The 25,805-nt window shown below is 61.7% G+C and carries 29 protein-coding genes; 7 read left to right on the top strand and 22 right to left on the bottom strand.

Features of this window, described 5'->3' with window-relative positions; all coding sequences use genetic code 11:
• Window positions 1-94: 94 nt before the first annotated feature.
• The 6 genes from AF337_RS30285 to AF337_RS30310 form a co-directional block, all read right to left on the bottom strand.
• Window positions 95-934 carry an acyl-CoA thioester hydrolase/BAAT C-terminal domain-containing protein gene (locus AF337_RS30285; protein ID WP_049735053.1) on the bottom strand — a complete coding sequence of 280 codons (840 nt, stop codon included), beginning with the start codon at window positions 932-934 and terminating at the stop codon, window positions 95-97.
• Between the two features lie 24 nt (window positions 935-958).
• Entirely contained in the window at window positions 959-2,239 is a 1,281-nt protein-coding gene (locus tag AF337_RS30290; protein ID WP_049735054.1) for a multidrug effflux MFS transporter, read from the bottom strand.
• Window positions 2,240-2,274: 35 nt separating this feature from the next.
• Window positions 2,275-3,480 carry a multidrug effflux MFS transporter gene (locus AF337_RS30295; RefSeq protein ID WP_049735112.1) on the bottom strand — a complete coding sequence of 402 codons (1,206 nt, stop codon included), beginning with the start codon at window positions 3,478-3,480 and terminating at the stop codon, window positions 2,275-2,277.
• 138 nt (window positions 3,481-3,618) lie between these two features.
• Window positions 3,619-3,954, bottom strand: coding sequence for a Grx4 family monothiol glutaredoxin (gene grxD / locus AF337_RS30300; RefSeq protein WP_003586231.1), 336 nt, complete (start codon window positions 3,952-3,954; stop codon window positions 3,619-3,621).
• Window positions 3,955-4,097: 143 nt separating this feature from the next.
• A complete protein-coding gene (locus tag AF337_RS30305; protein WP_049735055.1) occupies window positions 4,098-4,919 on the bottom strand; it encodes a c-type cytochrome in 822 nt (273 codons plus the stop codon).
• A gap of 163 nt (window positions 4,920-5,082) precedes the next feature.
• On the bottom strand, window positions 5,083-5,334 hold the full coding sequence (locus AF337_RS30310) for a hypothetical protein (protein WP_049735056.1): 252 nt from the start codon (window positions 5,332-5,334) through the stop codon (window positions 5,083-5,085).
• 165 nt (window positions 5,335-5,499) lie between these two features.
• Here AF337_RS30310 and AF337_RS30315 point away from each other — a divergent pair, with 165 nt between their 5' ends.
• The 3 genes from AF337_RS30315 (at window position 5,500) to AF337_RS30325 (ending at window position 7,685) form a co-directional block, all read left to right on the top strand.
• Window positions 5,500-6,723 (top strand): hypothetical protein, encoded by a 1,224-nt coding sequence (locus tag AF337_RS30315; protein ID WP_049735057.1) that lies wholly within the window; start codon window positions 5,500-5,502, stop codon window positions 6,721-6,723.
• Window positions 6,724-6,886: 163 nt separating this feature from the next.
• Window positions 6,887-7,213, top strand: a complete 327-nt coding sequence (locus AF337_RS30320; protein ID WP_049735113.1) for an ArsR/SmtB family transcription factor — start codon at window positions 6,887-6,889, stop codon at window positions 7,211-7,213.
• Between the two features lies 1 nt (window position 7,214).
• Window positions 7,215-7,685 carry an SRPBCC domain-containing protein gene (locus tag AF337_RS30325; RefSeq protein ID WP_049735058.1) on the top strand — a complete coding sequence of 157 codons (471 nt, stop codon included), beginning with the start codon at window positions 7,215-7,217 and terminating at the stop codon, window positions 7,683-7,685.
• Between the two features lie 203 nt (window positions 7,686-7,888).
• On the opposite strand, the gene AF337_RS30330 is transcribed toward AF337_RS30325, so the two are convergent.
• The 4 genes from AF337_RS30330 to AF337_RS30345 all read right to left on the bottom strand — a co-directional run bounded on the left by AF337_RS30330 (window position 7,889) and on the right by AF337_RS30345 (window position 12,663).
• Window positions 7,889-8,122 (bottom strand): BolA/IbaG family iron-sulfur metabolism protein, encoded by a 234-nt coding sequence (locus AF337_RS30330; RefSeq protein ID WP_003540079.1) that lies wholly within the window; start codon window positions 8,120-8,122, stop codon window positions 7,889-7,891.
• A gap of 19 nt (window positions 8,123-8,141) precedes the next feature.
• Window positions 8,142-10,373, bottom strand: coding sequence for a phosphoribosylformylglycinamidine synthase subunit PurL (purL, locus tag AF337_RS30335; protein WP_049735059.1), 2,232 nt, complete (start codon window positions 10,371-10,373; stop codon window positions 8,142-8,144).
• Between the two features lie 170 nt (window positions 10,374-10,543).
• On the bottom strand, window positions 10,544-11,122 hold the full coding sequence (locus AF337_RS30340) for an acyloxyacyl hydrolase (RefSeq protein WP_049735060.1): 579 nt from the start codon (window positions 11,120-11,122) through the stop codon (window positions 10,544-10,546).
• Window positions 11,123-11,244: 122 nt separating this feature from the next.
• Entirely contained in the window at window positions 11,245-12,663 is a 1,419-nt protein-coding gene (locus AF337_RS30345; protein WP_049735061.1) for an aminotransferase-like domain-containing protein, read from the bottom strand.
• 81 nt (window positions 12,664-12,744) lie between these two features.
• Here AF337_RS30345 and AF337_RS30350 point away from each other — a divergent pair, with 81 nt between their 5' ends.
• Window positions 12,745-13,002, top strand: coding sequence for a DUF1127 domain-containing protein (locus tag AF337_RS30350; RefSeq protein WP_049735062.1), 258 nt, complete (start codon window positions 12,745-12,747; stop codon window positions 13,000-13,002).
• 24 nt (window positions 13,003-13,026) lie between these two features.
• On the opposite strand, the gene AF337_RS30355 is transcribed toward AF337_RS30350, so the two are convergent.
• From AF337_RS30355 to AF337_RS30385, 7 genes are all read right to left on the bottom strand, one after another.
• A complete protein-coding gene (locus AF337_RS30355) occupies window positions 13,027-13,425 on the bottom strand; it encodes a hypothetical protein (protein WP_049735063.1) in 399 nt (132 codons plus the stop codon).
• A gap of 20 nt (window positions 13,426-13,445) precedes the next feature.
• Complete coding sequence (purQ, locus tag AF337_RS30360) at window positions 13,446-14,117, bottom strand: phosphoribosylformylglycinamidine synthase subunit PurQ (RefSeq protein WP_049735064.1); 672 nt, start codon at window positions 14,115-14,117, stop codon at window positions 13,446-13,448.
• Window positions 14,114-14,668: an RNA 2'-phosphotransferase gene (locus AF337_RS30365; RefSeq protein WP_049735065.1), complete on the bottom strand. Its 555-nt coding sequence runs from the start codon at window positions 14,666-14,668 to the stop codon at window positions 14,114-14,116. The genes purQ and AF337_RS30365 overlap by 4 nt, the downstream gene beginning before the upstream one ends.
• Window positions 14,669-14,712: 44 nt before the next feature.
• On the bottom strand, window positions 14,713-14,955 hold the full coding sequence (gene purS, locus AF337_RS30370; protein WP_049735066.1) for a phosphoribosylformylglycinamidine synthase subunit PurS: 243 nt from the start codon (window positions 14,953-14,955) through the stop codon (window positions 14,713-14,715).
• 15 nt (window positions 14,956-14,970) lie between these two features.
• On the bottom strand, window positions 14,971-15,735 hold the full coding sequence (purC, locus tag AF337_RS30375) for a phosphoribosylaminoimidazolesuccinocarboxamide synthase (protein ID WP_003568927.1): 765 nt from the start codon (window positions 15,733-15,735) through the stop codon (window positions 14,971-14,973).
• Between the two features lie 271 nt (window positions 15,736-16,006).
• Window positions 16,007-18,292 carry a putative bifunctional diguanylate cyclase/phosphodiesterase gene (locus AF337_RS30380; protein ID WP_049735067.1) on the bottom strand — a complete coding sequence of 762 codons (2,286 nt, stop codon included), beginning with the start codon at window positions 18,290-18,292 and terminating at the stop codon, window positions 16,007-16,009.
• A gap of 96 nt (window positions 18,293-18,388) precedes the next feature.
• On the bottom strand, window positions 18,389-18,943 hold the full coding sequence (locus AF337_RS30385) for an RBBP9/YdeN family alpha/beta hydrolase (protein ID WP_049735068.1): 555 nt from the start codon (window positions 18,941-18,943) through the stop codon (window positions 18,389-18,391).
• Between the two features lie 177 nt (window positions 18,944-19,120).
• Between AF337_RS30385 and AF337_RS30390 the strand changes: the two genes are divergently transcribed.
• Together AF337_RS30390 and AF337_RS30395 are read left to right on the top strand one after the other, a co-directional pair.
• Window positions 19,121-19,924, top strand: a complete 804-nt coding sequence (locus AF337_RS30390; protein WP_049735069.1) for a DUF2189 domain-containing protein — start codon at window positions 19,121-19,123, stop codon at window positions 19,922-19,924.
• Window positions 19,925-20,051: 127 nt separating this feature from the next.
• Window positions 20,052-20,522 carry a low affinity iron permease family protein gene (locus tag AF337_RS30395; RefSeq protein ID WP_049735070.1) on the top strand — a complete coding sequence of 157 codons (471 nt, stop codon included), beginning with the start codon at window positions 20,052-20,054 and terminating at the stop codon, window positions 20,520-20,522.
• A 75-nt stretch (window positions 20,523-20,597) separates the two neighbouring features.
• Here the strand turns inward: AF337_RS30395 and purB are convergent, their stop codons facing one another.
• From purB to AF337_RS30420, 5 genes are all read right to left on the bottom strand, one after another.
• Window positions 20,598-21,905, bottom strand: coding sequence for an adenylosuccinate lyase (gene purB / locus AF337_RS30400; protein WP_049735071.1), 1,308 nt, complete (start codon window positions 21,903-21,905; stop codon window positions 20,598-20,600).
• A gap of 123 nt (window positions 21,906-22,028) precedes the next feature.
• Window positions 22,029-22,514, bottom strand: coding sequence for a hypothetical protein (locus AF337_RS30405; protein WP_190238025.1), 486 nt, complete (start codon window positions 22,512-22,514; stop codon window positions 22,029-22,031).
• A 62-nt stretch (window positions 22,515-22,576) separates the two neighbouring features.
• Window positions 22,577-23,293, bottom strand: a complete 717-nt coding sequence (locus AF337_RS30410; protein ID WP_049735073.1) for a DUF2259 domain-containing protein — start codon at window positions 23,291-23,293, stop codon at window positions 22,577-22,579.
• Complete coding sequence (gene rpe, locus AF337_RS30415; RefSeq protein WP_049735074.1) at window positions 23,290-23,967, bottom strand: ribulose-phosphate 3-epimerase; 678 nt, start codon at window positions 23,965-23,967, stop codon at window positions 23,290-23,292. The genes AF337_RS30410 and rpe overlap by 4 nt, the downstream gene beginning before the upstream one ends.
• A 63-nt stretch (window positions 23,968-24,030) precedes the next feature.
• Window positions 24,031-25,113 (bottom strand): ABC transporter substrate-binding protein, encoded by a 1,083-nt coding sequence (locus tag AF337_RS30420; RefSeq protein WP_049735075.1) that lies wholly within the window; start codon window positions 25,111-25,113, stop codon window positions 24,031-24,033.
• 179 nt (window positions 25,114-25,292) lie between these two features.
• Between AF337_RS30420 and AF337_RS30425 the strand changes: the two genes are divergently transcribed.
• Window positions 25,293-25,787 carry a flavin reductase gene (locus tag AF337_RS30425; RefSeq protein WP_049735076.1) on the top strand — a complete coding sequence of 165 codons (495 nt, stop codon included), beginning with the start codon at window positions 25,293-25,295 and terminating at the stop codon, window positions 25,785-25,787.
• Window positions 25,788-25,805: the final 18 nt, after the last annotated feature.

Genomic DNA, 25,805 nt, shown 5'->3' on the forward strand with positions numbered 1-25,805 from the left:
GTTACAATTGGCATCGGCCGCATGGCAGCCTACAATCCAAACCGCCTATCAGCAGACTCGGCCTGATCGAGGACAACCTGTTGAGGCTCCACAGCTAGAGCATAGTGACAATGTGTTCCCACGCCCGTCGCCCCAATTCGGCGTCGGCGTCATCACTTCCACCGTGAGCATGCAGCGATGACCGTGACGTCGTTTCGCCCGGCAGCAGAATGCGGTGGCCCGCGTCCTCTCTCAAGAAAAGCTGCGTGGGCAAGGCTGCAGCCGCACGTCGGCGAACGATAGACGCCGCGAATCTGTTCGATGGCCAAAGCGCGTCGTCGGATCCTGCTATGAGCAGAATGTCGGCGCGTGTTCTCTCCAAAGGAATCGAGGCTGCTTCGACCTCCGACTCGTGCACATCAAGGCATCGTTCGAACAGGCTCCTGTAGGCAACAAGCCCATCTCTGTACTCCCGCACCCATGCAGGATCCGTGGGTACGAAGGGAAGCGGCGCGCCTTGCAACGTCCACGACGAGCGTTCCGGCCAACTGATCCCGTCAAGACCCGGACCGATATTTCCCCATACGACTGAAGAAGGGCTCATCGCGACAACGGCGCTAACGCGCGGGTCGTAAACCGCTGTGAGCAGCGCAGCTTCGGCGCCTTTCGATGTTCCCACGAGGACAATACGTTTGCAGCCGAGCTCCACTATATAGTCTACGGCACTAAAAAAAGTTTCCAGCGGCACTTCGCAGATGCCCGGCACCTGGCCTTCGCTGCCGAACCAGCGAAGCGCGATGGCCGTTGCCCCTTGGCTTGCAAACAACTTGGCGCGATCCGAATCCACTCGGCCGCTGGAGCCGGCGAGCACTAAGACGCCAGTGCCAATATCCCGTTCGGGGCGAAAGATCTCGCCCTGCGGTCCCGGAGGGAAAAGGTCACGTCCTGTATCCAAAACCCGGTCCTCCAAGGGCTTGCTTCAGAAATGGGCCGCACCCGGATCCAACTGCGGGCTGTCGCCGGGGTGTGTAAAGAGCTTGCCGTTCTCCGCCCAGAGCGTGGCGGCGATCGTCACTAGGCCGAAGAGCGCGAAGCCGCCGAAGAGAGGCTGGACCGTGCCGTTGAACATCTGGCCGACCAGGCCGCCGAGAATGGCTCCGAATGTTGTTGAGACGAAGCCGGTGACGGCGGTCGCCGTGCCGGCAAGATTACCCATCGGCTCCAGGCTGATGGCGGTAAAATTGGTGGCGATGACGGCAAACATCATCAGCACGATGGTGAAGATGCCATAGGCGATGGCGAAATCCGGCTTGGCGGCCAGCGAAGTGAAGAAGCCAGCGGTCGACAGCGCCGTAAAGATCAGCAGGGCGGCGTGCGAGATGCGGCGCATGCCGAATTTGCGCACGAAGAACCCGTTGGCGAAATTGGCGACTGCGATGCCGCCGGCGGTCGCCGCAAAGGCGATCGGCAGCCAGTCGCCGAGGCCGTAGACCTCGCCGAAAACCTGCTGCACCGAGATCACATAGGCGCTGATGACGCCGGTGAACATGGTGAGGCCGACCATGTAGCCGCAGGTGATGCGGTTGGTGAGCACGGTCTTGAAGCCGTCGACGACGGAACCGACCGACAGCGGCAGCCGCTCTTCCGGCGGCAGGGATTCCTTCAGGCGCAGAAATGCCCAGACGAACAGAATGGTGGCGGTGATGCCGAGCAGGATGAAGATCCAGTGCCAGTTGGCATAGAGGATGATGAGCTGGCCGATGGAAGGGGCGACGATCGGCACGATCATGAAGACGATCATGACGTAGGACATGACACGGGCCATTTCGCGGCCGCCGAAGCAGTCGCGGACGATGGCCATGGTGGTGATGCGCACGGCGGCACCGCCGACACCCTGGACGAAGCGCATGAGGAGCAGCATTTCGAAACTGCCGGTCGCGGCGGCGGCAAACATTCCAACCACGTAGCAGGCCATGCCGCCGAGCAGGATGTTGCGCCGCCCGAACGTATCCGAAAGGCTGCCGAAGAATATCTGCGAGACGCCGAAGCCCAAGAAGAACACGCCGATAATAAGCTGCGCGTCGTTGGTGTTGGTGACGCCAAGGGAATGGCCGATATTGGGCAATGCCGGCAGCATGCTGTCGATGGCCATGGCGATGCTGGCGGTCATGATGGCGATGGTGACGACGAACTCGCCGAAACCCATGCCGATGCGGCGGGAGCCCTGGTTTTCCTGGTGCGGTTTATGCGGCGGCGTCATGTGGTGAAATCCCGGATGCGGAGCTGGCCGGCCGTTCAGACGGCGGGGTTCTGCTGTTGGAAGAGGCGGCCCTTCTCGGCGATCAGCACGAAGACGAGCCCGATAATCGACACGATGAAATAACCGGCGACCATCGGCAGCGCGGTGCCGTCGAAGGCCTGGCCGATGCCGGCGCCGATGAGGGCGCCGCCGACCGTGCTCATGAAGCCGAGGACCGAGGAAGCGGTGCCGGCGACGTGACCGAGTGGCTCCATGGCGAGCGAATTGAAGTTCGAGCCGATCCAGCCGAACTGGAACATGGCCAGGCCGAAGAAGGAGATGAACAGAGCAAACGGCATTGGCTCGGAACTCGCCATCTGAACGATCAGCCAGATGGTGTTGATGGTGATGAAGCCGATGAGCGAGCCGTGCGACAGTCGGCGCATGCCGAGCTTGCCGACGAAGCGCGAGTTGAAGAAGGACGACAGCGACATGAAGATAGCCACGCCGGCAAAGGCGAAGGGGAAATAGACGCCGAGATCGTAAATGCCGACATAGACCTGCTGGGCCGAATTGATGAAGCCGAACAGCGCGCCGAAGATGAAGGTGCTGGCGATGGTGTAGCAGAGCGCGATGCGATTGGTCAGCACCAGCTTGAAGGCGCCGAAGATCGAGCGGGCGGTGAAGGGGCGGACATTGGCGGGATGCAGGGTTTCCGGCAGGCGGAGATAGGCCCAGACGGCAATTGCTGTCGCCATGGCGGCGATGAAGAGGAAGATCAGGTGCCAGTTGCCGAAGAACATGACGATCTGGCCGGTGCCGGGTGCAATCACCGGCACGATCATGAAGACCATCATGATCAGCGACATGACTTCGGCCATCTGCCGGCCGCCATAGATATCGCGGACAATGGAGACGGTGATGACGCGGGTTGCCGCCGAACCGACGCCCTGGACGAAGCGCAGGGCGAGCAAGCCTGCGAAGGAGGGGACGAAGACGATACTGATGGCGGAGAGAATGTAGACGACGAGACCGATCAACAGCGGCGTGCGGCGGCCGAAACGGTCAGACAGCGGCCCGTAGAACAATTGGGCACAGCCGAAGCCGAGCAGATAGGTTGAGACAACGAACTGGCGATGATTTTCACTCTCGACACCGAGGCTCGCGCCGATCTGCTGCAAGGCCGGCAGCATGATATCGATCGCCAGGGAGTTGACGGCCATCAGGAAGGCGGCGAGCGCGATAAATTCTCGCTTGCCCATGGGCAGGCGGCCCGCGGACACGGCTTGTGATGAATCTGTCACAATGAAATTCCCATAAACAGGCTAAGGCGCTGCTAGCCGCAGCGCCTCGGACTCAAGATTACAGATTTGGAAACCGGGCGGACGTCCGGTGACCGGTCAGGCGGCGCCGCGCACGGTGATGCCGTTTTCCTGGAGATGCTGCTGCAACTCACCGGCCTGGAACATTTCCCGGACGATATCACAGCCGCCGACGAACTCACCCTTGATGTAAAGCTGCGGGATCGTCGGCCAGTTGGAATATTCCTTGATCCCTTGGCGGATCTCCGAATCGGCGAGCACGTTGACGCCCTTGTAATCGACGCCGATGTAATCGAGAATCTGCACGACCTGCCCGGAGAAACCGCACTGCGGAAACTGCGGCGTGCCCTTCATGAAGAGGACGACGTCGTTGCTCTTGATTTCGTTGTCGATGAATTCGTGAATGCCGCTCATAGAACCTGATCCTTTCAACAGGCGGGTTAAAGGCCCGCCGTTTCAATCGTTGTCTTTAGATAGCATGTGGCGGCAGGAATTCCACCCGCCCAAACCAAAAAAAGACCAATCTGGTCAGACCACTCCGGATTGTTGCCGTCGCGTTACGGTTGGCGGGTGAGGTAAGCCTGAATCTGTTCGATTTCAATATCGGTGAAATAGCGGAAATCCCATTGCGAAACCTGCGTCATCACGCCGAGATCGCGGCCTCCGACACCCTTGCCGGTTCGCAGCAGCGTCTTGAAATCGGCGGCCGAATAGGATTGCGCCAAGGGCTTCAGCGCCGGGGCGAGAAAGGCTTCGGATTGCTTTGCCGTATCGAGATTGTGGCAGTGGCTGCAATCGGTCTTGAAGGCATATTCACCGATATCGGCCGGGCGTGTGGCGGCGGGGGTGACAACGGCGGGCACCAGGTCGGCCTCAAAGGGGATCTTGTCGAGCGCCAGGCCCACTCGGCCGAGCGGTCCCCAGTGGGTTCCTCCCGCCACGGCGTCGGGAAGCTGCTTCAGGCTGCGCAGCCAGACGACGAGTGCTGCCATATCGTCATCGGTGATATTGGCGAAATTGCCAGCCGGCATGATGAAGACGCCGGTGCCGTCCTTCTTGACGCCGTGGCGGATGAGACGCACCAGCTCTGCATCGCTGTACATGGGCACCAGGCGGGTCAGGTTCGGTGCGACGATGCGGCCGACGCCCGGCTCGTCGAGCAGGATGTTGCCGGCATCGTGATGACAGCCGCCGCACATCAGCGTGCGGGCGCGGCGTTTGGCTTCCTCAGCGGGCAGCGTCGTCTTGACGGCAAAATCGGCGGCCGCGACGTCATAGGTCCTGGAAAGGCGCATCTCCGACAAGGCGTAAATGCCGACAACGGCGATAAGACAGATCGCGACCAGCGACGCGAGGACGATTTTTAGAATGCGTTTCATCGGTCCGGGCCCCCAAAGACCTTGTGGAGGCAGATGTGCCGCACTCCATCGTGACAATCCGTTTGACATCGGTATTGGCAGGCGCCGGCTTTTGTTGCCGCGGCATCGAGCCGGCGCGGGATATGGAAATCTGCAAGATCGGCGCCGGCCAAGGCACCAACTGCTAGCTGCGGCGTTGGCGGCTGCGGCCGGCGGCGGTGCGGCGCTTGCTGACCTGTTTGCGGGCGGGCTTGCGTGCCGCCGCCGCGGTCTTGCGGGCGGCCGAGGCTGGCTTGCGCGCTACGGCCGTCGTCGATGCGCTGCGCGTTTTACGTTTCTTGCGCTTCGTCGTGGCGCGGCCGGTGGTTTTCTTCAGGATTTCCTTCAGCACGCTGTCGACGACGCCCGATATCAATTCTTTGACAAGATCGGCCACAAAACCCCTCCGTTCGTGGTGGAAACGACATGCCTGCTATTGAATTCCGGATGAGTTCGGTTAGCAAGGCGGCTTCGAGACCAAAGCTGCTTTTTTGCGGGTGTTAGCGGCAGAGCAGCCAGACCGCAGCAACATGCCGGCCATTCGCCGGGGCCGGAAGGTGGAATGAAACTGATCGAGAAGCGGGTCGTCCTGCATTTTCCCGGCTTCGAGCCGCTCGATGGCGCCGCCCACAGGGCGCGCTACGAGCGTTCTGCCAGGCAGAGCGCTGCTGTCTGGGGCTATTCGGTTGCGATCGGACCTGCGGCAGGAAGCGATCCGCTCAGTTTCGAGGTCACCACGGGCGGCGGCGATGCGGCGCCCGGGGCAGCCGGGGATGCGGCGCCCGGGGCAGCCGGGGATGCGGCGCCCGGAGAAACCGGTTCGCGCGGTTGGCTGACGAAGAGCCGGATCCACATGATCGATCACGATATGTTCGTGCGCAAATTGCGCAGCGGCAACACTTTGAGCCAGATCATTGCAGGCTTTCGCAGCTGCGCTCAGATCATGCTCGAAGGCGGTATGCGGGGATATTTCCGTCATGCCTGGCGCTTCGGCCTGTTCTTTCTCTTTCCGTTCCTGCTGACGGCACTGGCGATCGCGCTGACGGCGCAGATTGCCGTCATGCCCTATAGTCTCGGCTTTTCTCCCTGGCACATGCTCTGGAGCGGGCCGCTGGGGCTCTGCTTCTTCATCTTCGCCTTCCTGCCGTTTTCCGAACGCTTCCACACGCTGCATCTCTTTGCTGATTGGAAAATGGCGGTGGCGCTCGGCCGGATGGATCGGGCCGATTTCAACGGCTGGCTGGAAGACCGGGCAACTGCCGTGCGCGAGGCCCTCAACGAAGAAGCAGACGAGTATGTGATCTCCTCGCACAGCATGGGATCGAATGTGGCCGCCCATGTCATCGGCATATTGCTGGAAAGGGAGCCGGAGATTTTTGCGGGCAAGCGTGTGGTGTTTGCCACCCTCGGCAGCGCCATTCTGCAATGCGCGCTGCTGTCATCGGCGGCGCGGCTTCGCGCCCGCGTCGGGCTGATCGCCCGCTGTCCGGAGATTTCCTGGCTCGACGTGCAGTGCCTGACGGATTCGATCAATTTCTACAAGGTGCCGATCGTCGCCGTTTCCGGCCATGCCGATGCACCGCCAGCAAAGATGATCCTGATCCGCGTCAAGCAGATGCTGACGCGCGAGCGCTATCGCAGGATCCGCAAGGACCAGCTCCGCGTCCACCGGCAATATGTGCTGGGGCCCGATCTGCAGGCGCCTTTCGACTTTACGCTGATGACATCGGGTCCGATGCCGGCCTCGGTCTTTGCTAGCCCTGACGCGAAGAGAATGCCCGGCTGAGGGCCCCAGCCGTGTCGGCGGTTTGTCGTGGAAGTTAGAAATCTTGCGACAAACAAAGTGCGAACAAGCTTCATATTCCTTGCTCAAAGCGTGCCAGTCAAAAAAGGTAGCCGTATGGATATCTATGTTGACCGATCCATCTGCTTCCCGTAAAGATAGCCGTATGGATACCTATGAAGTGAGCTTCCCGAAGATTTTCGGGGCTTTGTCCGACCCAACCCGACTTGCAGTCGTCGAAAGGCTCTTGGATGGACCTGCCTCGGTGACCGATCTATCGCGGCCGTTCGATATGGCAGGCCCCTCGTTCCTGAAGCATCTCCGCGTACTCGAAAATGCAGGCATCATCTCGTCAAGCAAATCCGGGCGGGTCAGAACGGTTAGCCTCGTTTCAGACACGCTGAAGCGGGTGGAGCATTGGGTCCGGCAACACCGCGCCCGGCTCGAGGAACGTTTCGACCGGCTTGGCAACTTCCTAGATCAGGAGCAGTAAAGTGACAAAAACGGAACAAGAGCACAGATCGATTACCATCGAGCGCGTTTTTTCCAATTGCGTGGATCACGTCTGGGCGGCGTGGGCGATTCCCGAAAAGAAGAAAGAATGGTTCGGTGAAGGGCTGGCGGAATTCGACTTTCGCGAGGGAGGAGCCGAGCGCAGCAACTTCGTCACGGACATGGGAACCCACACCAACCAGACGCACTATTTCGAGATCAAGGAGCCCAAGAGGATCGTGTTTGCCTATTCGATGGCCCTCAATGGTCGTATCCATACGGTGTCGCTGGCGACCGTACTGTTCTCCGAACATGGCGGCGGGACGAAGCTGACTTATGTGGAACAGTTGTGCATCATCCCGCCGAGCGACGGGGCTGAAGGGCGGGAACACGGCTGGAGAGCGCTGCTGGATGGGCTGGAGAGCTATTTAGCCGGTGATATTCAAGACAGACGTAGCAAAACTCCCAATTAAGGCGGCAGTTTTACGATTGGATTTTGCGACGTCGCGAAAACAAGCATTCCGCGACAGGTGAGTGCGCAGAGTGCTTCATGCAGATTTTTCCAGCAACCACGCGAAACGTCCTACCGCACGGGATTCGGCATATCTACTTCGATGCCACATTAGGTTAGGGGCTAGGCCCAAGCGGCAGGCGTCGTTGTCCAGGACGAGGCCTTTTATTCCGGCGCGGAGGTCTGCAGCGCCAGCGCATGCAACACGCCGCCCATATTGCCCTTCAGCGCCTCGTAGACCATCTGGTGCTGCTGCACGCGGCTCTTGCCGCGGAAGGCTTCGGCGACGACTTCGGCGGCGTAGTGGTCGCCGTCGCCCGCCAGATCGCGGATCGTCACCTTGGCACCGGGAATCCCAGCCTTGATCATGTCTTCGATATCGCCGGGTTTCATGGCCATGATCGTTACTCCTTGCGCATCATTCCGCAGCCAGTTCGCCGCGGCCTTCCATGAAATCAGGGAACCACGATTCATGGGCATCGCGCAATTGCTGAATCGGCAGCGAGATGAGATCGCCGACGACAAGCGCCGTGCCTCCGACCGTGCCGAGACGACGGAAAGGAACGCCTGCACCTTCGGCATTGGCGCAGACGAAATCGGCGACATCGGCCGGGATCGTCAAGATGTAGCGGGCCTGGTCTTCGCCGAAGAGCAGCGCATGCGGCGCTCCCTTGCCTTCGCCGAGCTCGATCGTCAGGCCCTTGTCCGAGGCCATCGCCATTTCCGCGAGTGCTACGGCAAGGCCGCCCGAGGAAATGTCGTGGCAGGCGGTCGCCTGGCCGTTGCGGATGACGGAACGGACGAAATCGCCGTTGCGGCGCTCGGCAAACAGATCCACCTCGGGGGCCGGACCTTCGCGGCTGGCGAGCACGTCTCTGAGATAGACGGACTGGCCGAGATGGCTGCCGTCGACGCCGATCATGACCACCTTGTCGCCGTTATTGGCGGCGCCGATGCGGGCCATGTTGCGCCAATCCGGCAGCAGGCCGACGCCTGCGATCGTCGGGGTCGGCAGGATGGCGACGCCGTTGGTCTCGTTGTAGAGCGAGACGTTGCCTGAGACGATCGGGAAATCGAGGGCGCGGCAGGCCTCGCCGATGCCCTTCACCGCCTCGACGAACTGGCCCATGATTTCGGGCTTTTCGGGATTGCCGAAGTTGAGATTGTCGGTGGCGGCGAGCGGCTCGGCGCCGGTGGCGGTGATGTTGCGCCAGCATTCGGCGACCGCCTGCTTGCCGCCTTCGAAGGGATCGGCCTCGACATAACGCGGCGTCACGTCGGAGGAGAAGGCGAGCGCCTTGCTCGGGTGGCCATCGACACGCACGACGCCGGCGTCACCGCCGGGAAGCTGCAGCGAATTGCCCTGGATCAGCGTGTCATACTGCTCGTAGACCCAACGGCGGCTCGACTGGTTGGCGGAGCCGACGAGTTGCAGCAGCGCCTGGCCGTAATCCTTAGGGGCTGCGACGAGATTGGCGGGCAGGGGGGCGTGTTTGCCGGATTCGCGCCAAGGGCGATCATATTCCGGCGCCTGGTCGCCGAGATCCTTGATCGGCAGGTTGGCAACTTCCTCGCCCTGATGCATGACGCGGAAGCGCAGATCATCGGTCGTCTTGCCGACAATGGCGAAGTCGAGGCCCCATTTGACGAAGATCGCCTTGGCTTGCGCTTCCTTTTCCGGCTGCAGCACCATGAGCATGCGCTCCTGGCTTTCCGACAGCATCATCTCGTAGGCCGTCATCTGTTCTTCACGCACCGGCACCTTGTCGAGTTCGAGCAGGATGCCGAGATCGCCCTTGGCGCCCATTTCGACGGCCGAGCAGGTGAGGCCGGCCGCACCCATGTCCTGGATGGCGATGACGGCGCCGGTCTGCATCAGTTCGAGGCAGGCTTCGAGCAGGCATTTTTCGGTGAAGGGGTCGCCGACCTGAACGGTTGGGCGCTTCTCCTCGATCGATTCGTCGAATTCGGCCGAGGCCATCGTCGCGCCGCCGACGCCGTCGCGGCCGGTCTTGGCGCCGAGATAGACGACCGGAAGGCCGACGCCCTTGGCTTCGGACAGGAAGATGGCGTTGGATTTGGCGATGCCGGCGGCAAAGGCGTTGACGAGGATGTTGCCGTTGTAGCGGGCATCGAACTCGACTTCGCCGCCGACCGTCGGCACGCCGAAGGAATTGCCGTAACCGCCGACGCCGGAGACGACGCCGGAGACGAGGTGGCGGGTTTTCGGGTGATCCGGCTCGCCGAAGCGCAAGGCGTTCATCGCGGCGATCGGGCGCGCGCCCATGGTGAAGACGTCGCGCAGGATGCCGCCGACGCCGGTCGCAGCACCCTGGTACGGCTCGATATAGGAGGGGTGGTTGTGGCTCTCCATCTTGAAGACGACACAGTCGCCGTCGTCGATATCGACCACGCCGGCATTTTCGCCCGGGCCCTGGATAACGCGCGGCCCCTTGGTCGGCAGCGTGCGCAGCCATTTCTTCGAGGATTTGTAGGAGCAGTGCTCGTTCCACATGGCCGAGAAGATGCCGAGCTCGGTGAAGGTCGGTTCGCGGCCGATCAGATCCAGAATGCGCTGGTACTCGTCCGGCTTCAGGCCATGGCCCGCAATGAGTTCCGGCGTGATCGCGATGGTGTTTGGAATGGTCATGAGCGGAAAGTCCCTGGCGCGTTTTGCGCTGTCTTTAGCTTATGTCGCGGCGATGCGCGACAGAAAAAAGCCCGCCGTCAACACAGTGAACTGACTCCCGAAAGTTGGACACCCAACTTGGGGGTCAGTTCACCGGGGCGGGCAGACTCTTTTCTCAAAGCCGCAATCGCTCAGAACTTGTAGCCGATCTGCAGGCCGGCACGCGTCATGCCGTCGTTCGGTCCGTCGCAGAGATTGGCATGCGAGGAATGGGCGATCTGGGCCATCACGTTCCAATGCGGAGTGAAACGATAGCCGGCGCCGGCATATTCGTGGAAGAGAACGCGGCAGCCGAGTTCCGGGCCATCACTATTGCCCTCGAGATCGCCGGTATGGATGACCCCGCCGAAGCCGGCTTCGGCAAAAAGCTTTTCGTTGAAATCGACCGTCCAGGTGAAGCCCGTGAAGAATTGGGTGGCCTCGCCTGATGTGCCGATCGAGGTGCCGAGATGGACGCGGGGATGCAGCAACTGCTGCTGCCAGCCGACTGAGGACTCGTAGCCGAAAGGATCGAAAAAAGCGGTGACCTCGGGGAAGACGCCGTCTTCCCTGGAATGGCCGGATTGCACCGAGGTCGAGAGGCCGAAACGCAGTTCATCGAATATCTGCTCGCCGGCATTCGCCGAGCCTGCCAACAAGCTGCCGGCGACGACTGCCAACGACGCCTTACTCAAACAACGCAACGCGATCTTTCCGAAGTCGATCCTCATTTGCTGCCCTTTGATTCGCGTCAGACGGGAATAACAAAGAGGTAGCATGGCGGTTGAGTCGGTACAGGCGCTCCGGACAGGCGCAGCCGTTTTTCTAAATTATGACGTGTATCTGCAACACGTCATATTTCACCGTCATAGGCGGAGCCGCCATTTTCGAGCAGCCGGCGCAGGATCATCAGGCCGGAGGCCAGCTCCTGTTCCGACTTCGGCGAGGAGAAGCCGATGCGAACGCGGTGATAGATTTTCTCGCCGCGCGCTGCCTTGAACTCATCCTCGTCATCGACCAGGACGCCATCGCGGTAGGCGGCGTTCTTGAACGTGCCGGACATCCATGGCTCCGGCAGTTTCAGCCAGAGGAAAGGCGCGTGCGGGTGCGATTGGAAATCGAAGCCCTGCAATTGCTCGCGGGCAAGCCGGACGCGTCGGGAGAGTTCTTCGACACTCTGCTTGCGGATCGCGTGCGCCGTGCCGCTTTCGACGAGACGCGCACAGGTTTCCGCCAGGATGAAGGGCAAGCCACCGGTGATCATCCTGTGCGTTACCCTGATGCGCTGGGCAAAATGCGGCGGGCAGGCGACCCAGCCGCCGCGCACGCCCGCGGCGACGGATTTCGATAGGCCGCTGACGAGGAAGGTGCGATCGGGCGCAAGCGAGGCGATAAGCGGCGTGTCGTCGTCGGCCATGCCGCCGTAGAGGTCGTCCTCGATCAGCCAGACGCCGTGCTTCCTGGCGATTGCAGCAATTGCCGCACGCCGTTCATAGGGCATGATCGTCACGGTGGGATTGTGGATGGTCGGCATGAGGAAGGCGAGCTTCGGATGCTGTTGCTGGCAGAGCCGCTCGAAATCCTCCGGAATCACGCCGTGTTCATCGGAATCGACCGTCAGCGTGCGGCGCCCTAGAAGGCGGGCGCTGCGGCTGACCTGGGTGTAGGTGAGGTCCTCGAAAACGATCTTGTCGCCCGGCGCCGAGACGGCGGCGATGACGGCGACCGCTGCCGCATGGGCGCCGAGCGTCGGCACGATGTTTTCGGCTTCCGGTGTCCAGCCGCTGCGGGCAAGCCAGCGGCGGCCGGCCTCGAACCAGTTGCCCGGAAAACTCCGGGAATAGGAGGAGATTTCGGCAAGATGCTGCTCGCCGATCTCGGAAAGGATGCCGGCTATGATCTTGCCCTGGCCGAGATCGGGGGCGGCGGTGGTGTCGAAACGGATCTTGTTTGCCGGTGCATCCCGGAGGCGGGTGCTGCCGAGCGAAACCGTCAACGGGTCGGCCTGTTCGCCGGGCGGCGTCTCCGAGCGGTTGAGCACATATGTGCCGCGCCCGACCTCGCCGGCGACCAGGCCACGTTCGTGCACCAGCGCATAAGCACGGCCGATCGTGCCGATTGTCACCCCGATATCATAGGCGAGGTTGCGTTGCGGCGGCAATTTGCTGCCGGCGGGCAGGGCGCCGGTTGATATAGCGGATTCGATGCTGTCAGCAAGCCGGAGATAAACCGGCCCGGAGCCGCGGGAAAGATCAGGAAGCCAATTTGTCATGGTGACAATTACCTATATTGTCACATTGTATCTGTCAAGATTAAGAGTCAATTCCAACGGACAACCGAGAGGATTCCTGGAATGTCTGCCTTGCCTGAGATTAAAATGCCGATTGTACCAATTGTCTCCTACGAAGATAGGAGGCAGATCGTCCTTCCCGATGTGCCTGCAGGGGCGACGACTCGCTTGGGGCGGATCTGGGCGGCGGTGCTTCTCTGGCATCAGAAGCGGGAAGGCCGCCGGGCGCTGAGAGGCCTGACGGCGAGCGAACTCAAGGATATCGGCGTGTCGCAGTCCGATGCCGCGCGCGAAATCAGCAAGTCGTTCTTCTGGGACTGATCCCGCGAGGATTGGCCGCAGCGATCAGCTGCAGGCCTTGTTGCCTGCCGACCAGCGATTGACGTCGGCGGCGATGCGGCCGGCGACCGGTTCCGACATCACCGGACCGAAGGCCTGGAGACGCGCCGGGCTTCCTTCGGCCTGGACGACGAGCAGCGGCCGGCTTTCCGGGCTGCCCTTATGGACGAGCAGGATGCGCGGGCGGCCGGAGAAGGAATTGAGCTCCGGCGCAAGCTTGTAGGCAGCAAAGGCCGGATCGCCCGACTTGAACCAGCAGGCATTGGCGGCGAGCGCCACGCGCTCCATCGTCGGCAGTGCGGCGCGGTTCGGACCTGACGGCGCCGGCGTGGACTGGCAGGCTGCGACCATGGCTGCGAGAGCGGCAAGCAGGGCGGCGTTGGCGATGGTGACATAAGCGCGCATCGATCTTGCTCCAGCCAAGCTCAGGCAGCGACGACGTCGAGCGCCGAGGCGAACAGGCCGCGGCCGTCCGACCCGCCATGGGCGGCTTCGATCAGGTTCTCCGGATGCGGCATCATGCCGAGCACGTTGCCCTTTTCGTTCATCACGCCGGCGATGTCGTTGATCGAGCCGTTCGGGTTGGTGCCCTCGGCATAACGGAAGACGATCTGGCCATTGCCTTCGATCTTGGCCAGCGTCGCTTCGTCGGCGAAATAATTGCCGTCGTGATGGGCGACCGGGCTGCGGATAACCTGGCCCTGCGCATAAGCGCGGGTGAAATCCGTCTCGGCATTGACGACTTCAAGCTTGATCTCGCGGCAGACGAATTTCAACGAGGCATTGCGCATCAGCGCGCCGGGCAGCAGGCCGGCCTCGACGAGGATCTGGAAGCCGTTGCAGACGCCAAGCACTTTCACGCCCTTTGCTGCCTTGTCGATGATCGCCTGCATGACCGGCATGCGGGCGGCAATCGCGCCGCAGCGCAGGTAATCGCCGTAGGAGAAGCCGCCGGGTATGACGATCAGGTCGACATCGGGGATCTCTGTTTCCGTTTGCCAGATCGTCACCGGCGGTTTTCCGGAGATCTTGGTCAAGGCGGCGATCATGTCGCGGTCGCGGTTGAGGCCCGGAAGTTGAACGACGGCTGATTTCATGGGGTCCCCGCGTCTGGCGAAAGATATTGAACTGGAACGCTTTCGGCGAGCCATACTCCATTGTCGGAGACAAAGAAAGAATGACCCTCTGAAAACATGCGGGCCGCATCCACGCGCAGGATGACATATTCACCCTTGCGGCGCGTTGCGACGATTTTCGCGGTTTCGACATCCGCCGAGAGGTGAACGTGGTGGCGCTGCATCTTCTGCAAGCCTTCGCGCTCGATCGACTGCCAGTTCGCCAAAGACGTGCCTTGAAAAAGAGCGGCAGGCGGTTCCACCGGGTTCAATGCGAGATCGACGTCGACGCTATGACCCTGATTGGCGCGAATTCTGTTGTCGGCAAGGGTGAAGCGCTTCTTCGGATTGTTTTCGATGATCTCGATAATATCGGCGCGGGAAACGTCGTATTTCGACGTCAGCGCTTTTTCGAGTTCATCGAACGACACCCAGCCCTCGGCATCCAGCGTCAGACTCGCGGCTTCAGGCGCATGACGCAAAACATAGCTCATATATTTCGAGACTTCCGTCTCCAGCTTTGCTTGCGTCATGACGCCAAATCCTCAAAGTCCGCCGGACGACGGGTCGGTGATCGTCAATCGATTGAGATCGCGTAGTTCTCGATCACCGTGTTGGCGAGGAGCTTCTCGCACATGGCCTTGAGGTCGGCCTCGGCCTTGACCTTGTCGGTGCTCTCCAGCTCAAGGTCGAAGACCTTTCCCTGTCTTATGTGGCCGACGCCCGAGAAGCCGAGGGCGCCGAGCGCACCTTCGATAGCCTTGCCCTGCGGATCGAGAACGCCGTTTTTCAGCGTGACGGTGACACGAGCCTTGATCACTTTGTCTTTCCTGCCTTACTTGACCAGAACCGGGCCGGTGCCGCGCACAGGCTCGTTTTCATTGATGATGCCGAGACGGCGCGCGACTTCGGAATAGGCTTCGAGCAAGCCGCCGAGATCCCGGCGGAAGCGGTCCTTGTCCATCTTCTCGTGGGTCTCGATATCCCAGAGCCGGCAGCTGTCCGGTGAGATCTCGTCGGCGAGGATGATGCGCATCAGATCGCCTTCGAAGAGGCGGCCGCATTCGATCTTGAAGTCGACGAGCTGGATGCCGACGCCGAGGAAGAGGCCGGTCATGAAGTCGTTGACGCGGATGGCAAGCGCCATGATGTCGTCGAGCTCGGCGGGGTTGGCCCAGCCGAAGGCGGTGATGTGCTCTTCGGAGACCATCGGATCGTCGAGCGCGTCGGATTTGTAATAGAATTCGATGATCGAGCGCGGCAGCACCACACCTTCGTCGATACCGAGGCGCTTGGCGAGAGAGCCGGCGGCGACGTTGCGCACGACGATCTCCAGCGGAATCATCTCCACTTCCTTGATCAGCTGCTCGCGCATGTTGAGGCGGCGGATGAAGTGGGTGGGGATGCCGATCTTGTTCAGATGGCTGAAGATATATTCGGAAATGCGGTTGTTGAGGACGCCCTTGCCGTCGATGACTTCGTGTTTCTTCTTGTTGAAGGCGGTGGCATCGTCCTTGAAGAACTGGATCAAAGTGCCCGGTTCCGGACCCTCATACAGAATCTTTGCCTTGCCCTCGTAGATACGGCGGCGACGGTTCATCGTGGTCATTCTCTATTGTTGGCGCTCTTGGGATAGCGCGAGTGGATCGATCTCGTGGCGTCCCCTTAAAGGAAAAGAGTAAGTTTCACAATCCGCCTGTCGCTCCTTCCCCGGTTTCGGGATTTCTGGCCCCCGTCTCCGGATTTCTGGCCCGGTTTCCGGATTTTACGGAATACCGCCAAGAGAATCGAATGAATTCGCAAGACGAGTCTAGCGCCTTTTTCCTGTAGGGTGAAATGACGGCGAAATGGCAGGCAGCTTGTGCAGGTCTTTATTTGGCGGCTCTGCTTCGCAGCGTGCGACGAAGCTGTGTCTGCAGGGCGCGCGCGGCGATCTGCCCGTGGCGCCAGCTTCCGGCTCGGATGAAGGAGGGGATCTGCATGGCCGGCATCGGCCGGGCGAGTGCGTAGCCCTGCAGCGTGTCGCAGTCGAGCTCTTCGAGAATGCGGATATGATCGGCGGTTTCGACACCCTCGGCGATGACGAGGATATCAAGCGAGCGGCCGATATCGATGATCGAGCCGACGAGTTTGCGCTGCTCGGCCGATTGCGGCAGCATACGGATCAGCTCGCGGTCGATCTTCAGCGTCTTCGGGCTCAAGCGCAACAGGCTGACGATCGAGGCATGGCCGGTGCCGAAATCATCGATCTGGATGTCGATGCCGAGCTTGCGCAGCTTTTTCAGGTTGGCGGCCACCGCCTCGTCGCAATCGTCGAGCGAGATCGATTCCAGCAATTCGAAGGCGAAGGTGCCGGGCTCGATTTTCAGGGCGCGGAGCTTCTTGCCGAGATCGGGATCGGCAAGCCGCCTGGCGGAAACATTGACCGATATCTTCGGGACCGGCAGCCCGTCCTTGATCCAGGCGCGGCGATCGGCGATGGCGCGCTCCAGGATCAGGGCGTCGATGGTCGAGACGACGTCGAGATCCTCGGCGATATCGAGGAAACGGTCGGGTGTCAGCAGCCCATGCACCGGGTGCTGCCAGCGGGCGAGTGTTTCGACGCCGACGACATCGAGCGTGCGGGCATCGAACTGCAGTTGATAGAAGGGCACGAATTCATTGCGCTCGAGGCCAATCAGGATCTGGTCGGCGAGATGTTTGGCCGAGATGACGTCGCGTCGAGCAGAAGCCGAGAAAAATTCGAAGCGGTTGCGACCGAGGCCCTTGGCGCGATAGAGCGCGATATCGGCATCGAGCAGCGTCTGCTTGGCGTCGAGCGTCGATCCGCTGCCGACGGCGATGCCGATGCTGGCCCCGAAACGGCAGTCGTGCCCCTCATATCGCACAGGTTTGCGCAACTCGCGAATGATACGTTCGGCAAGGCCGGCGATCTTCTTCGAGGCGGGATCGACAGTGCAGAGGATGACGAATTCGTCGCCGCCGATGCGGGCGACGAAATCGGCGGCGCGGACGGAATTTCTGAGCACGCTTGCGGCATGCTGCAGCATGGCGTCGCCGGCCCGGTGGCCGAGCGTGTCATTGATCTGCTTGAAACGGTCGAGATCGATATGCAGGATCGCCAGCCCCAGGCCCTTGGCCCGGCATTCGGCCGAGCGCTCGTCCAGCATCTTGTCGAGATAGCGGCGGTTCGGCAGGCTGGTGAGATAATCGTGCAGCGCCAGGCGCTCGATGCTCTCCTTGGCGGCTTCGAGTTCGCGATTGCGGGCCTCGGCCAGATCCTTGGCGCGCTGAAGCTCGTTGCGGAGCGCGACCTCCTCGGTGACGTCCCAATTGGCGCCGATCAGCTTGCGGTGACCGTTGCCATCGATGAAGAAGGCCGAGCGGGCGCGGATGACGCGTTCGGCGCCGTCGCCGCGGATGATGCGGTATTCCTGCTGGAAATCGCTGCCGCTTTCGACGCTGCGGTCGGACAGGCCCAGCACGCGCTCGCGGTCGTCGGGATGCAGGCTTTTCGCCCAGACGTCGCCGGCGATCTGACGCGAGACGCCCTTCAGCCCGTAAATGGCGATGAGGCGGTCGTCCCATTCGACGGTGTCATTTTCGATATCCGCCTCGAAGACGCCGATGCGGGAAATCTCCAGCGCCAGATCGAGCCGGCGCGACAGGCGCGACAGCGTCTCATCGGCTTCCTTGCGGGCGGTGATATCGGTATCCGTGCCGACGATGCGGGTCGGCACGCCGCTCTCGTCCCATTCCACGCAGGCGCCGCGGCAGTCGATCCACATCCAGTGGCCGTCCCTGTGGCGCTCGCGATATTCGAAGATCTGGTAATCCGGATCGCCGGCATTCTGCCTGTCGATGGCATGGACGACGAAATCGCGATCGTCGGGATGGACGAGGGCCAGCCAGGTGTCGTAATCGCCGGCGGCCTCCTCGTCGGGCGCCATGCCGCGCATGGTCTTCCACGTCTCAGAATAGTATTTCCGGTCGAGACGGTAATTGTGATCCCAGACGCCAAGGCCGGAGCCGACGAGCGCATGGTTCCACCGGCTCTCGCGCTCCGCCAGGTCGGAATCGTCGTTCGCCTCGTTGCCGACGCCTGCCTCGGCCGCTGCGGGATCATCGGCCTGTGGATGGGCTTTCTTCACGGGCATTCTCGCTTAATTCACCTCGGTGCAGTCTGCTGTCATTCGATTAAGAAAGACTTAGAAAGCACTGGCTTAATTAACGAGAAGGCCGGTTTTCCCTGCTCAGGCGGAGAGCCGGCTGAGGAACTGGGCGAAGACCATCGTGCCCTCGGGCCAGGGACCGTGACCGGAATCGGCATTGATATGTCCAGCCTCGCCGGCATCGACGAGGAAGGAGCCCCAGCTGCTGGCGATATCATCGGCATGTTCGTAGCTGCCGAACGGATCGTTGCGGCTCGCCACGGTGATCGACGGGAAAGGCAGCGGATCGCGCGGATAGGGCCCGAAGGTCATCAGGTGCTTCGGGCGGATGTCGGGATTGGCGACATCGGGCGGGGCGACGAAGAAGGCGCCGGCCACAGGCTTGCGGAAATGCGGGATGGCGTGGATTGCCGAGGCCACGCCGAGCGAATGGGCGACGAGCACGACCGGACGGGTGGAGGCGTTCACCTCCTCGGCGATACGGGCAATCCAATCCTCGCGGACCGGCTTTGTCCATTCGGCTTGTTCGACGCGCCGCGCCGTGCTGAGCTTTGTCTCCCAGCGGCTCTGCCAGTGGCCAGGGCCTGAGTTGGTGTAGCCGGGGATGATGAGGATATCTGCGTCTGAGGCTTTCATAGTGCCGCCGATGTGAGAAGGCGTGGCCAAGATGTCAAGAGGGGACGTGAAGGGAGAGAGCGACACGGGCGTTTTGGTTTGCTATATTGCTCCAGTGCCGGTTGCGGATTTCGTGTCGGCTTGCCCGCCGATTGCGTGTCCGCCGCCGACCAGGTCTCGGCTGAGGAGGAGAAAGCCATGGCGGCATTTCATGTCATGACGGGTGCAGGCGAAAACTTCGCACGGCCCGTTGTCAATCGCATCAGTATCGCCGACGTCTTCGACGCGCTGAAAAGCGGCTACGACGATTTCATGGAGAAACCGTCCCACTACGTGTTCCTGTGCCTGATGTACCCGATCGCCGGCGTCTTCCTGACGTTGTGGACGTCGGGCGCCAATCTTTTGCCGATGGTCTTTCCGCTGATGGCAGGTTTCGTGCTGATCGGCCCGATCGCAGCAATCGGCCTCTACGAGATCAGCCGCCGGCGCGAGGCCGGTCTCGACACGTCATGGACGCATGCGCTTGAGGTACGCCATTCGCCAGCCTTGCCGTCGATCGTCGCAGTCGGCTTGATGCTTTGTGGCATTTTCGTCGTCTGGCTGGTGACGGCGCAGACGCTCTACAGCAATCTGCTCGGCGAAGTATTTCCCCGCAGCATGGCGGATTTCTTCCGCCAGGTCTTCGGCACGCCCGAGGGCATGCAGCTGATCATCTGGGGCAATCTGATCGGCTTCGTCTTCGCGCTCGTCGTGCTGGCGACGACCGTCATCACCTTTCCGCTCTTGCTTGATCGCGATGTCGGCGCGGTGGCCGCCGTCGTCGCCTCGATCCGCGCGACGATCGCCAATCCGGTGCCGGTGCTGCTCTGGGGCCTGATCGTCGCTGCACTGCTCGTCATCGGCACGATCCCGGTCTTTGCCGGGCTTGCGCTTGTCATTCCGATCCTCGGCCATGCGACCTGGCATCTTTATCGCAAGCTGATTGCGCGGGAAGCCGCGTAGTCGAAAGTTTCCGGGGATCTCGAATTCTCGCGATCCCCGGAATTCAAACCTTCCCCGGTTCCCGGAACCTCAGACCTCCCGCCGCGTTATTTGTGACCGGCTTTTGGGGAGGATTTCAGAGGTGACGATGAAGCATCTGTTCGCCCGCTTCGCAACCAAGATCTCGGAATGGGCGGGCAAACCCGTTATCTTCATTCTGGCGCTGACCGCCGTGATCATCTGGGCGGCACTCGGCCCCGTCTTCGACTATTCGGAAACCTGGCAGCTGGTCATCAACACCGGCACGACGATCATTACCTTCCTGATGGTCTTCGTGCTGCAGAACGCCCAGACACGAGACACCAGGGCGATCCAGGCCAAACTCAACGAAATCATCCTGACGAGCCACGCCGAAAACCGCTTCATCGGCATCGAAAACCTCGACGAGGAAGAACTGAAGCGCCTCGACGAACTGGTCGCCAAGGCCGCGAAGGGCAGGGGTGAGACGGAGGCTTGCCGGGTATCGGAGGATCTGAAAGCGGTGGTGCCAAAAAAGGAAGAGCTGCGTAAGCGACGGGCATCAGCGAAGCCGGCGAAACAAAAGCAGCGGTCGCTTTAACACTGCAATGCACGTCTTTCAGAAGTCCGAGGACGGCGCCAGCAAGGACGCCGCCGTATCGTTGATGTTAATCGCTTACGCGTTCCCAAACACCCGCCGGAAGATCGTATCGACATGCTTGGTGTGATAGCCGAGGTCGAACTTCTCCCGAATATCCTCTTCGGACAACGCAGCGCGAACCTCAGCATCCGCAAGCAGCTCTTCCAGAAAGTCCTTGCCCTGTTCCCAAACCTTCATGGCGTTGCGCTGGACCAGGCGGTAGGCGTCTTCGCGGGAGGTGCCGGCCTGGGTGAGCGCCAGAAGAACGCGCTGGGAGTGGACGAGGCCGCGGAATTTGTTGAGGTTTTTCTCCATGTTCTCAGGGTAGACCAGCAGCTTTTCGATGACGCCGGCGAGACGGGAGAGGGCGAAGTCGAGGGTGACGGTGGCGTCGGGGCCGATCATGCGCTCGACCGAGGAATGGGAGATGTCGCGCTCGTGCCAGAGGGCGACGTTTTCCATTGCCGGCAGGGCGTAGGAGCGGACCATGCGGGCAAGGCCGGTGAGGTTCTCGGTCAGCACCGGGTTGCGCTTGTGCGGCATGGCCGAGGAGCCCTTCTGGCCGGGGGAGAAATATTCCTCGGCTTCCAGCACTTCGGTGCGCTGCAGGTGGCGGATTTCGGTCGCCAGGCGCTCGATCGACGAGGCGACGACGCCGAGGGTGGCGAAATACATGGCGTGGCGGTCGCGCGGGATGACCTGTGTCGAGACCGGCTCGGCCTTCAGGCCAAGCGCCGCGGCGACGTGTTCCTCTACGCGCGGATCGATATTGGCGAAGGTGCCGACGGCGCCCGAGATGGCGCAGGTTGCGATTTCCTCGCGGGCAGCGACGAGGCGCTGGCGGCAGCGCTCGAATTCGGCATAGGCAAGCGCCAGCTTGACGCCGAAGGTGGTGGGCTCGGCGTGAATGCCGTGCGAGCGGCCGATGGTGACGGTGTCCTTGTGTTCGAAGGCGCGGGTTTTGAGCGCCGCGAGCAGGCGGTCGATATCGGCAATCAGGATGTCGGTGGCGCGCACCAGCTGGACGTTGAAGCAGGTGTCGAGCACATCAGATGAGGTCATGCCCTGGTGGACGAAACGTGCATCCGGGCCGACGATCTCGGCGAGATGGGTGAGAAAGGCGATGACGTCATGCTTGGTGACGGCCTCGATCTCGTCGATGCGGGCGACGTCGAAGGTGGCCGCACCGCCCTTTTCCCAGATCGTCTTTGCCGCCGATTTCGGGATGACGCCGAGCTCGGCCAGCGCGTCGCAGGCATGCGCCTCGATCTCGAACCAGATGCGGAACTTGGTTTCGGGAGACCAGATGGCGACCATTTCGGGCCGGGAGTAACGCGGGATCATGGGCGGCTGCCTTCACTTCAAGAGGTTTAAGCGTTTCGTTTTTGCGCAATTCCGGACGGAAAACCGCGGGGCACTTCTCCTGGAATTGCTTCAGTGCCCCTGTAGCAAAGACGGGCGGCAATCTCAACGCATGCGTTTGGCAAGATGATAGCTGCTGACGACAAGGCAGACGAGGCCGAGCGGCAGGAAAAGGCGCAGGCCGATCACCAGAAACTGGTAGACGGCGCTGATGCTGGTGAAGACGAACTGAAAAGCCCAGACGAAACTGCCGAAGGGCGCGTGCCAGCGCGAATAGAAGAGCCGGTATTCCATGGCGAAGAGAAAGGCGGTCATTGCGATCGTCGCCGCCGTCAGCGTCACGAAGAAGGCGGCAAAACGCGCTTCCGGCGGCCTGTCATAGGCAAAGAAGCGGGCGACCGGCAGGGCGAAGGGCCAGGCGAACAGGCCGCCGGCGAAATAGAGCACCGCGACTTCTGCAAGCCGGCTCGTCTGCAGGCCGTTGCGGAGGTAAAGGCCTAGCATGGCGGAGGCGAGCATCTGCGTGCCCCAGAACAATGCGCCGGCAATCAGATCGGGGTAGGGCGGCCGCGCGGCTCTGAGACGATCCATCCTCGGGCGATCCGTCTCGGGGCGATCCGGGCTCGGGCCATCCATCCTTGGGCGAGCCGGGTTCAGGGCCGAACCGGAACGGCGATCCAGCGTCCGTTCCTGTCGGCGTCGAAAGCCAGGACCAGGGCGATGTGAACCTGGTCTCCCGTTTCCGGCTGATAGACCACCGCTCCGCCGATCCGGTATTCCACAGAACAGGCGCGCTCGGTCGGAACCGCCGTCGCCTGCCGCGCCGCCTGGCGGTTCGGAGCGCCTTGTTTCTCGATCATCTGCAGGCTGAAGCCGAGGACCCGCTTGTCGACGGCGGCGCAATCCTTCGGCGTTGCCACCGGCATCTCGCTGAGCGACAGCGTATAGGGCGATTTCGGCGGGCCATCGGTCGCAAGCGTGGTGTAGCGGATGGTCTTCGAGGGGGAGCCGAGTTCGGTCGGCGGATTGAAAGCGGCGATCAGGCCGGGATTGGTCAAGAGATCGTACTTGTCCATCTGGCTGCGCGCCGCCGTCAGGTTCTGCCGCCGCGCCTTGGAAAGATTGGCGTCCTTCTCGGTCATCTCGGTGCGGAAGGGCGTACCCTGGAGATACTGGCCGTTTTCGGTATCGACGAAATAGGTGTTGGAGTAGGGGGCGCCGCCTTCCTCCTTGATGCCGAATTCCTGAAATCCGAACACCTTGCCATCGGCGGAAAAGCCGATCGGCTGGATATTTGCGATGTCGCCAGCCAGTGACAGGCCGGGCAATGCAGCGGCAAGCATGCCGCCGATGAGTAGACGCTTCATCATCCTCGTGCCCCTTCGGCTGCCTGACGCAGATCGGTGACGGTCCGGCGATAATCCTCGACCGTCGCGCCCTTGAAAATTGCCGAACCGGCGACCAAGACGTTGGCGCCGGCGCGCGCGATTGCCGGCGCCGTTTCCACCGTCACGCCGCCGTCGACCTCGAGTTCGATCGGACGGTCACCGATCAGTGACTTTGCCGCTGCGATCTTGGCTGCCATTGCCGGAATAAATTTCTGTCCGCCGAAGCCGGGATTGACCGACATGATGAGGATGAGGTCGACATCGTCGAGCACGTTTTCGATGGCGCTGAGCGGGGTGGCAGGATTGAGCGTCACCCCGACCTTCTTGCCGAGATTGCGGATGGTCTGCAGCGAGCGGTGCAGATGCGGCCCGGCTTCGGCATGGACGGTGATGCGGTCGCAGCCGGCCTTGGCGAAGGCTTCGAGATAGTCGTCGACCGGCGAGATCATCAGGTGGCAGTCGAAAGTGGCCGAGGTATAGGAGCGCAGCGACTTGATGACATCGGGGCCGAAGGAGATGTTCGGCACGAAATGTCCGTCCATGACGTCGAGATGGATCCAGTCGGCGCCGGCGGCCGTGACGTTGCGCACCTCCTCGCCGAGCCGGGCGAAATCCGCTGCGAGGATCGAAGGGGCAATGCGAATGGGCAGCGTCATCAAGTTTTACTCCCTGTGGGCCGCCATTTGAGCGCGGTCTCCGATTTCAAGACTGGCGGCCGCTCACTCCGTCGGCGCGGCAGGTGGAAAAAACCCGTTGCCCCGCCATTCGAGCAGGCGGTAGGCGTTTTGCGCAAGTTCGTGCGCGGCGGTGAAGGCGATGGGGCCGACCGGTGTCTGGAACGTCGTGCCGAGAAGTGCGTCCTGGAGAGGCTTGCCGGCCGCTGCGGCGGCTTCCCCTGCCTTGCCGGCAATCAGTGCCGCGGCGAGCGACGGCAGGACATAGCCTTCCGGCTCGATGCCTTTGGCGCGCAGCGCGTCGGCCGCCGTTGTGCCTTCCGGCAGAAGGGCATATTCCGGCAGGGCGACGGCGCGTACGCCGGGGGCAAGCGGCAGCGGCTGGTCGGCGGCGCGCATGGCATCGCCGCCGAGAATGGAGAGCGGGATGTTTTCCGCCTTGGCGTCACGGGCGATGACGGCGACATCGTTGCGGTCGCCGCCGATGAAGACCCTAGTGGCGCCGGCGCGTTTCAGCCGGCGGACAAGGGCAACCTGCTGCTCCTGTCCCGGGCGATAGGTATCGGTAAAGACCGGCTTCAGGCCGTTCTGCTCCAGCGCATTGCGCACCGCTTCCGTCAGTTCACGGCCATGTATGGTGCCGTCCTCGATCAGCGCAATCGGATCGGCGGCCCAGTCCTTCAGGATCACTTCGTTGATCTTTGCCGCCTCGGTGCCATCGGCGGGCGCCAGGCGGAAGAGCGGCCAGCCGTTTTTCAGCGCATCCTCCATCAGGATGCGGGAGCGAACCGAGACGGTGATTGCGGCAATGCCGGCGTCCTTCAGCTTCGGCAGCGCGCCTTCCAGCGTCTCGCTGCAGAGAAAGCCGATCGCGACCTGCGCCTTGGCCGCAACCAGCGCATCGGCAACCGCAGCACCGCTATTGTCCTCGCAGGTCTCGTTGATGGCGACGAGGGTATTTCCGGATTGCTGGATCTCGAAACCGGCCCCGCTGGCAATCTGGGCACCGAGCAAAGCGAGTGAACCGTTCTGAGGGGCGACGACGCCGATCGTCACGCCGGCCGCATGGCCTTGCGCCGCCGCTCCCAGCAGCGCAAGAAAGGCTGCTATGCCACGCAGGTTGATCATGAAAGGCGGAGATCCCCTAGCCATCGTCCATGCCCTTTTATCCGCAAGGCCGCGATCGTCAAAGAAAAACAAGCGTGAAGCAGTGCTTTTCACCGGTCCTATTGTAGAAAAGGTAACCGATGCTCGCCATATTGGCGCGATAACAAGATGATCCATGCAGAAAAGCACGGGAGAAGCAGGTGTTGAACAGGCAGCATATCGATCCCGGTCTTTATCGAGACGCCATGAGCCGCTATGCCGGCCATGTGCAGCTCGTAACGACGGCGATGGAAGGCTTGCGCCGCGGTGTCACCATCACCGCCGCCTGCTCGGTCTCGGATAATCCGGCCTCGGTGCTGATCTGCCTCAACAACACCAATCCGAAGAACGAAATCTTTTTCCGCAGCGGCGTCTTTGTGCTGAACACGCTCGGCGCCCATCATCAAGGCGTTGCCGACGCCTTTTCCGGACGGACATCGCTTGGCGATGGCGAGCGTTTCGCCAGCGCCCGTTTCGAGACGCTGGTCACCGGTGCGCCGGTGCTTGCCGATGCGCTCGCCGCTTTCGATTGCCGGGTGACAGACATCAAGGAAATGCCGACGCATAATGTCATCTTCGGCGAGGTCGCGGCCGTGCGTTTCAGTGAAAAGCACCCGGCGCTCATCTATATGAACCGGGATTATCACGCGCTGTGATTTTCAGGATCTCAAGGG

This window comes from Rhizobium ecuadorense (assembly GCF_001187535.1).
Lineage (GTDB): Bacteria > Pseudomonadota > Alphaproteobacteria > Rhizobiales > Rhizobiaceae > Rhizobium > Rhizobium ecuadorense.

Excerpts from the sequence above, each read along its gene's own strand:
- AF337_RS30345 (WP_049735061.1), bottom strand. The coding sequence starts at position 12,663 with ATGACAAATTGGCTTCCTGATCTTTCCCGCGGCTCCGGGCCGGTTTAT.
- AF337_RS30305 (WP_049735055.1), bottom strand. The coding sequence starts at position 4,919 with ATGAAACGCATTCTAAAAATCGTCCTCGCGTCGCTGGTCGCGATCTGT.
- AF337_RS30410 (WP_049735073.1), bottom strand. The coding sequence starts at position 23,293 with ATGATGAAGCGTCTACTCATCGGCGGCATGCTTGCCGCTGCATTGCCC.
- purL (WP_049735059.1), bottom strand. The coding sequence starts at position 10,373 with ATGACCATTCCAAACACCATCGCGATCACGCCGGAACTCATTGCGGGC.
- rpe (WP_049735074.1), bottom strand. The coding sequence starts at position 23,967 with ATGACGCTGCCCATTCGCATTGCCCCTTCGATCCTCGCAGCGGATTTC.
- AF337_RS30330 (WP_003540079.1), bottom strand. The coding sequence starts at position 8,122 with ATGGCCATGAAACCCGGCGATATCGAAGACATGATCAAGGCTGGGATT.
- AF337_RS30295 (WP_049735112.1), bottom strand. The coding sequence starts at position 3,480 with ATGGGCAAGCGAGAATTTATCGCGCTCGCCGCCTTCCTGATGGCCGTC.
- AF337_RS30365 (WP_049735065.1), bottom strand. The coding sequence starts at position 14,668 with ATGACGCAAGCAAAGCTGGAGACGGAAGTCTCGAAATATATGAGCTAT.
- purB (WP_049735071.1), bottom strand. The coding sequence starts at position 21,905 with ATGATCCCGCGTTACTCCCGGCCCGAAATGGTCGCCATCTGGTCTCCC.
- AF337_RS30340 (WP_049735060.1), bottom strand. The coding sequence starts at position 11,122 with ATGAGGATCGACTTCGGAAAGATCGCGTTGCGTTGTTTGAGTAAGGCG.
- AF337_RS30290 (WP_049735054.1), bottom strand. The coding sequence starts at position 2,239 with ATGACGCCGCCGCATAAACCGCACCAGGAAAACCAGGGCTCCCGCCGC.
- AF337_RS30390 (WP_049735069.1), top strand. The coding sequence starts at position 19,121 with ATGGCGGCATTTCATGTCATGACGGGTGCAGGCGAAAACTTCGCACGG.
- AF337_RS30320 (WP_049735113.1), top strand. The coding sequence starts at position 6,887 with ATGGATACCTATGAAGTGAGCTTCCCGAAGATTTTCGGGGCTTTGTCC.
- AF337_RS30395 (WP_049735070.1), top strand. The coding sequence starts at position 20,052 with ATGAAGCATCTGTTCGCCCGCTTCGCAACCAAGATCTCGGAATGGGCG.
- AF337_RS30350 (WP_049735062.1), top strand. The coding sequence starts at position 12,745 with ATGTCTGCCTTGCCTGAGATTAAAATGCCGATTGTACCAATTGTCTCC.
- AF337_RS30315 (WP_049735057.1), top strand. The coding sequence starts at position 5,500 with ATGAAACTGATCGAGAAGCGGGTCGTCCTGCATTTTCCCGGCTTCGAG.
- AF337_RS30385 (WP_049735068.1), bottom strand. The coding sequence starts at position 18,943 with ATGAAAGCCTCAGACGCAGATATCCTCATCATCCCCGGCTACACCAAC.
- AF337_RS30405 (WP_190238025.1), bottom strand. The coding sequence starts at position 22,514 with ATGGATCGTCTCAGAGCCGCGCGGCCGCCCTACCCCGATCTGATTGCC.
- purQ (WP_049735064.1), bottom strand. The coding sequence starts at position 14,117 with ATGAAATCAGCCGTCGTTCAACTTCCGGGCCTCAACCGCGACCGCGAC.
- AF337_RS30380 (WP_049735067.1), bottom strand. The coding sequence starts at position 18,292 with ATGCCCGTGAAGAAAGCCCATCCACAGGCCGATGATCCCGCAGCGGCC.
- purC (WP_003568927.1), bottom strand. The coding sequence starts at position 15,735 with ATGAACCGTCGCCGCCGTATCTACGAGGGCAAGGCAAAGATTCTGTAT.
- AF337_RS30420 (WP_049735075.1), bottom strand. The coding sequence starts at position 25,113 with ATGATCAACCTGCGTGGCATAGCAGCCTTTCTTGCGCTGCTGGGAGCG.
- AF337_RS30355 (WP_049735063.1), bottom strand. The coding sequence starts at position 13,425 with ATGCGCGCTTATGTCACCATCGCCAACGCCGCCCTGCTTGCCGCTCTC.
- grxD (WP_003586231.1), bottom strand. The coding sequence starts at position 3,954 with ATGAGCGGCATTCACGAATTCATCGACAACGAAATCAAGAGCAACGAC.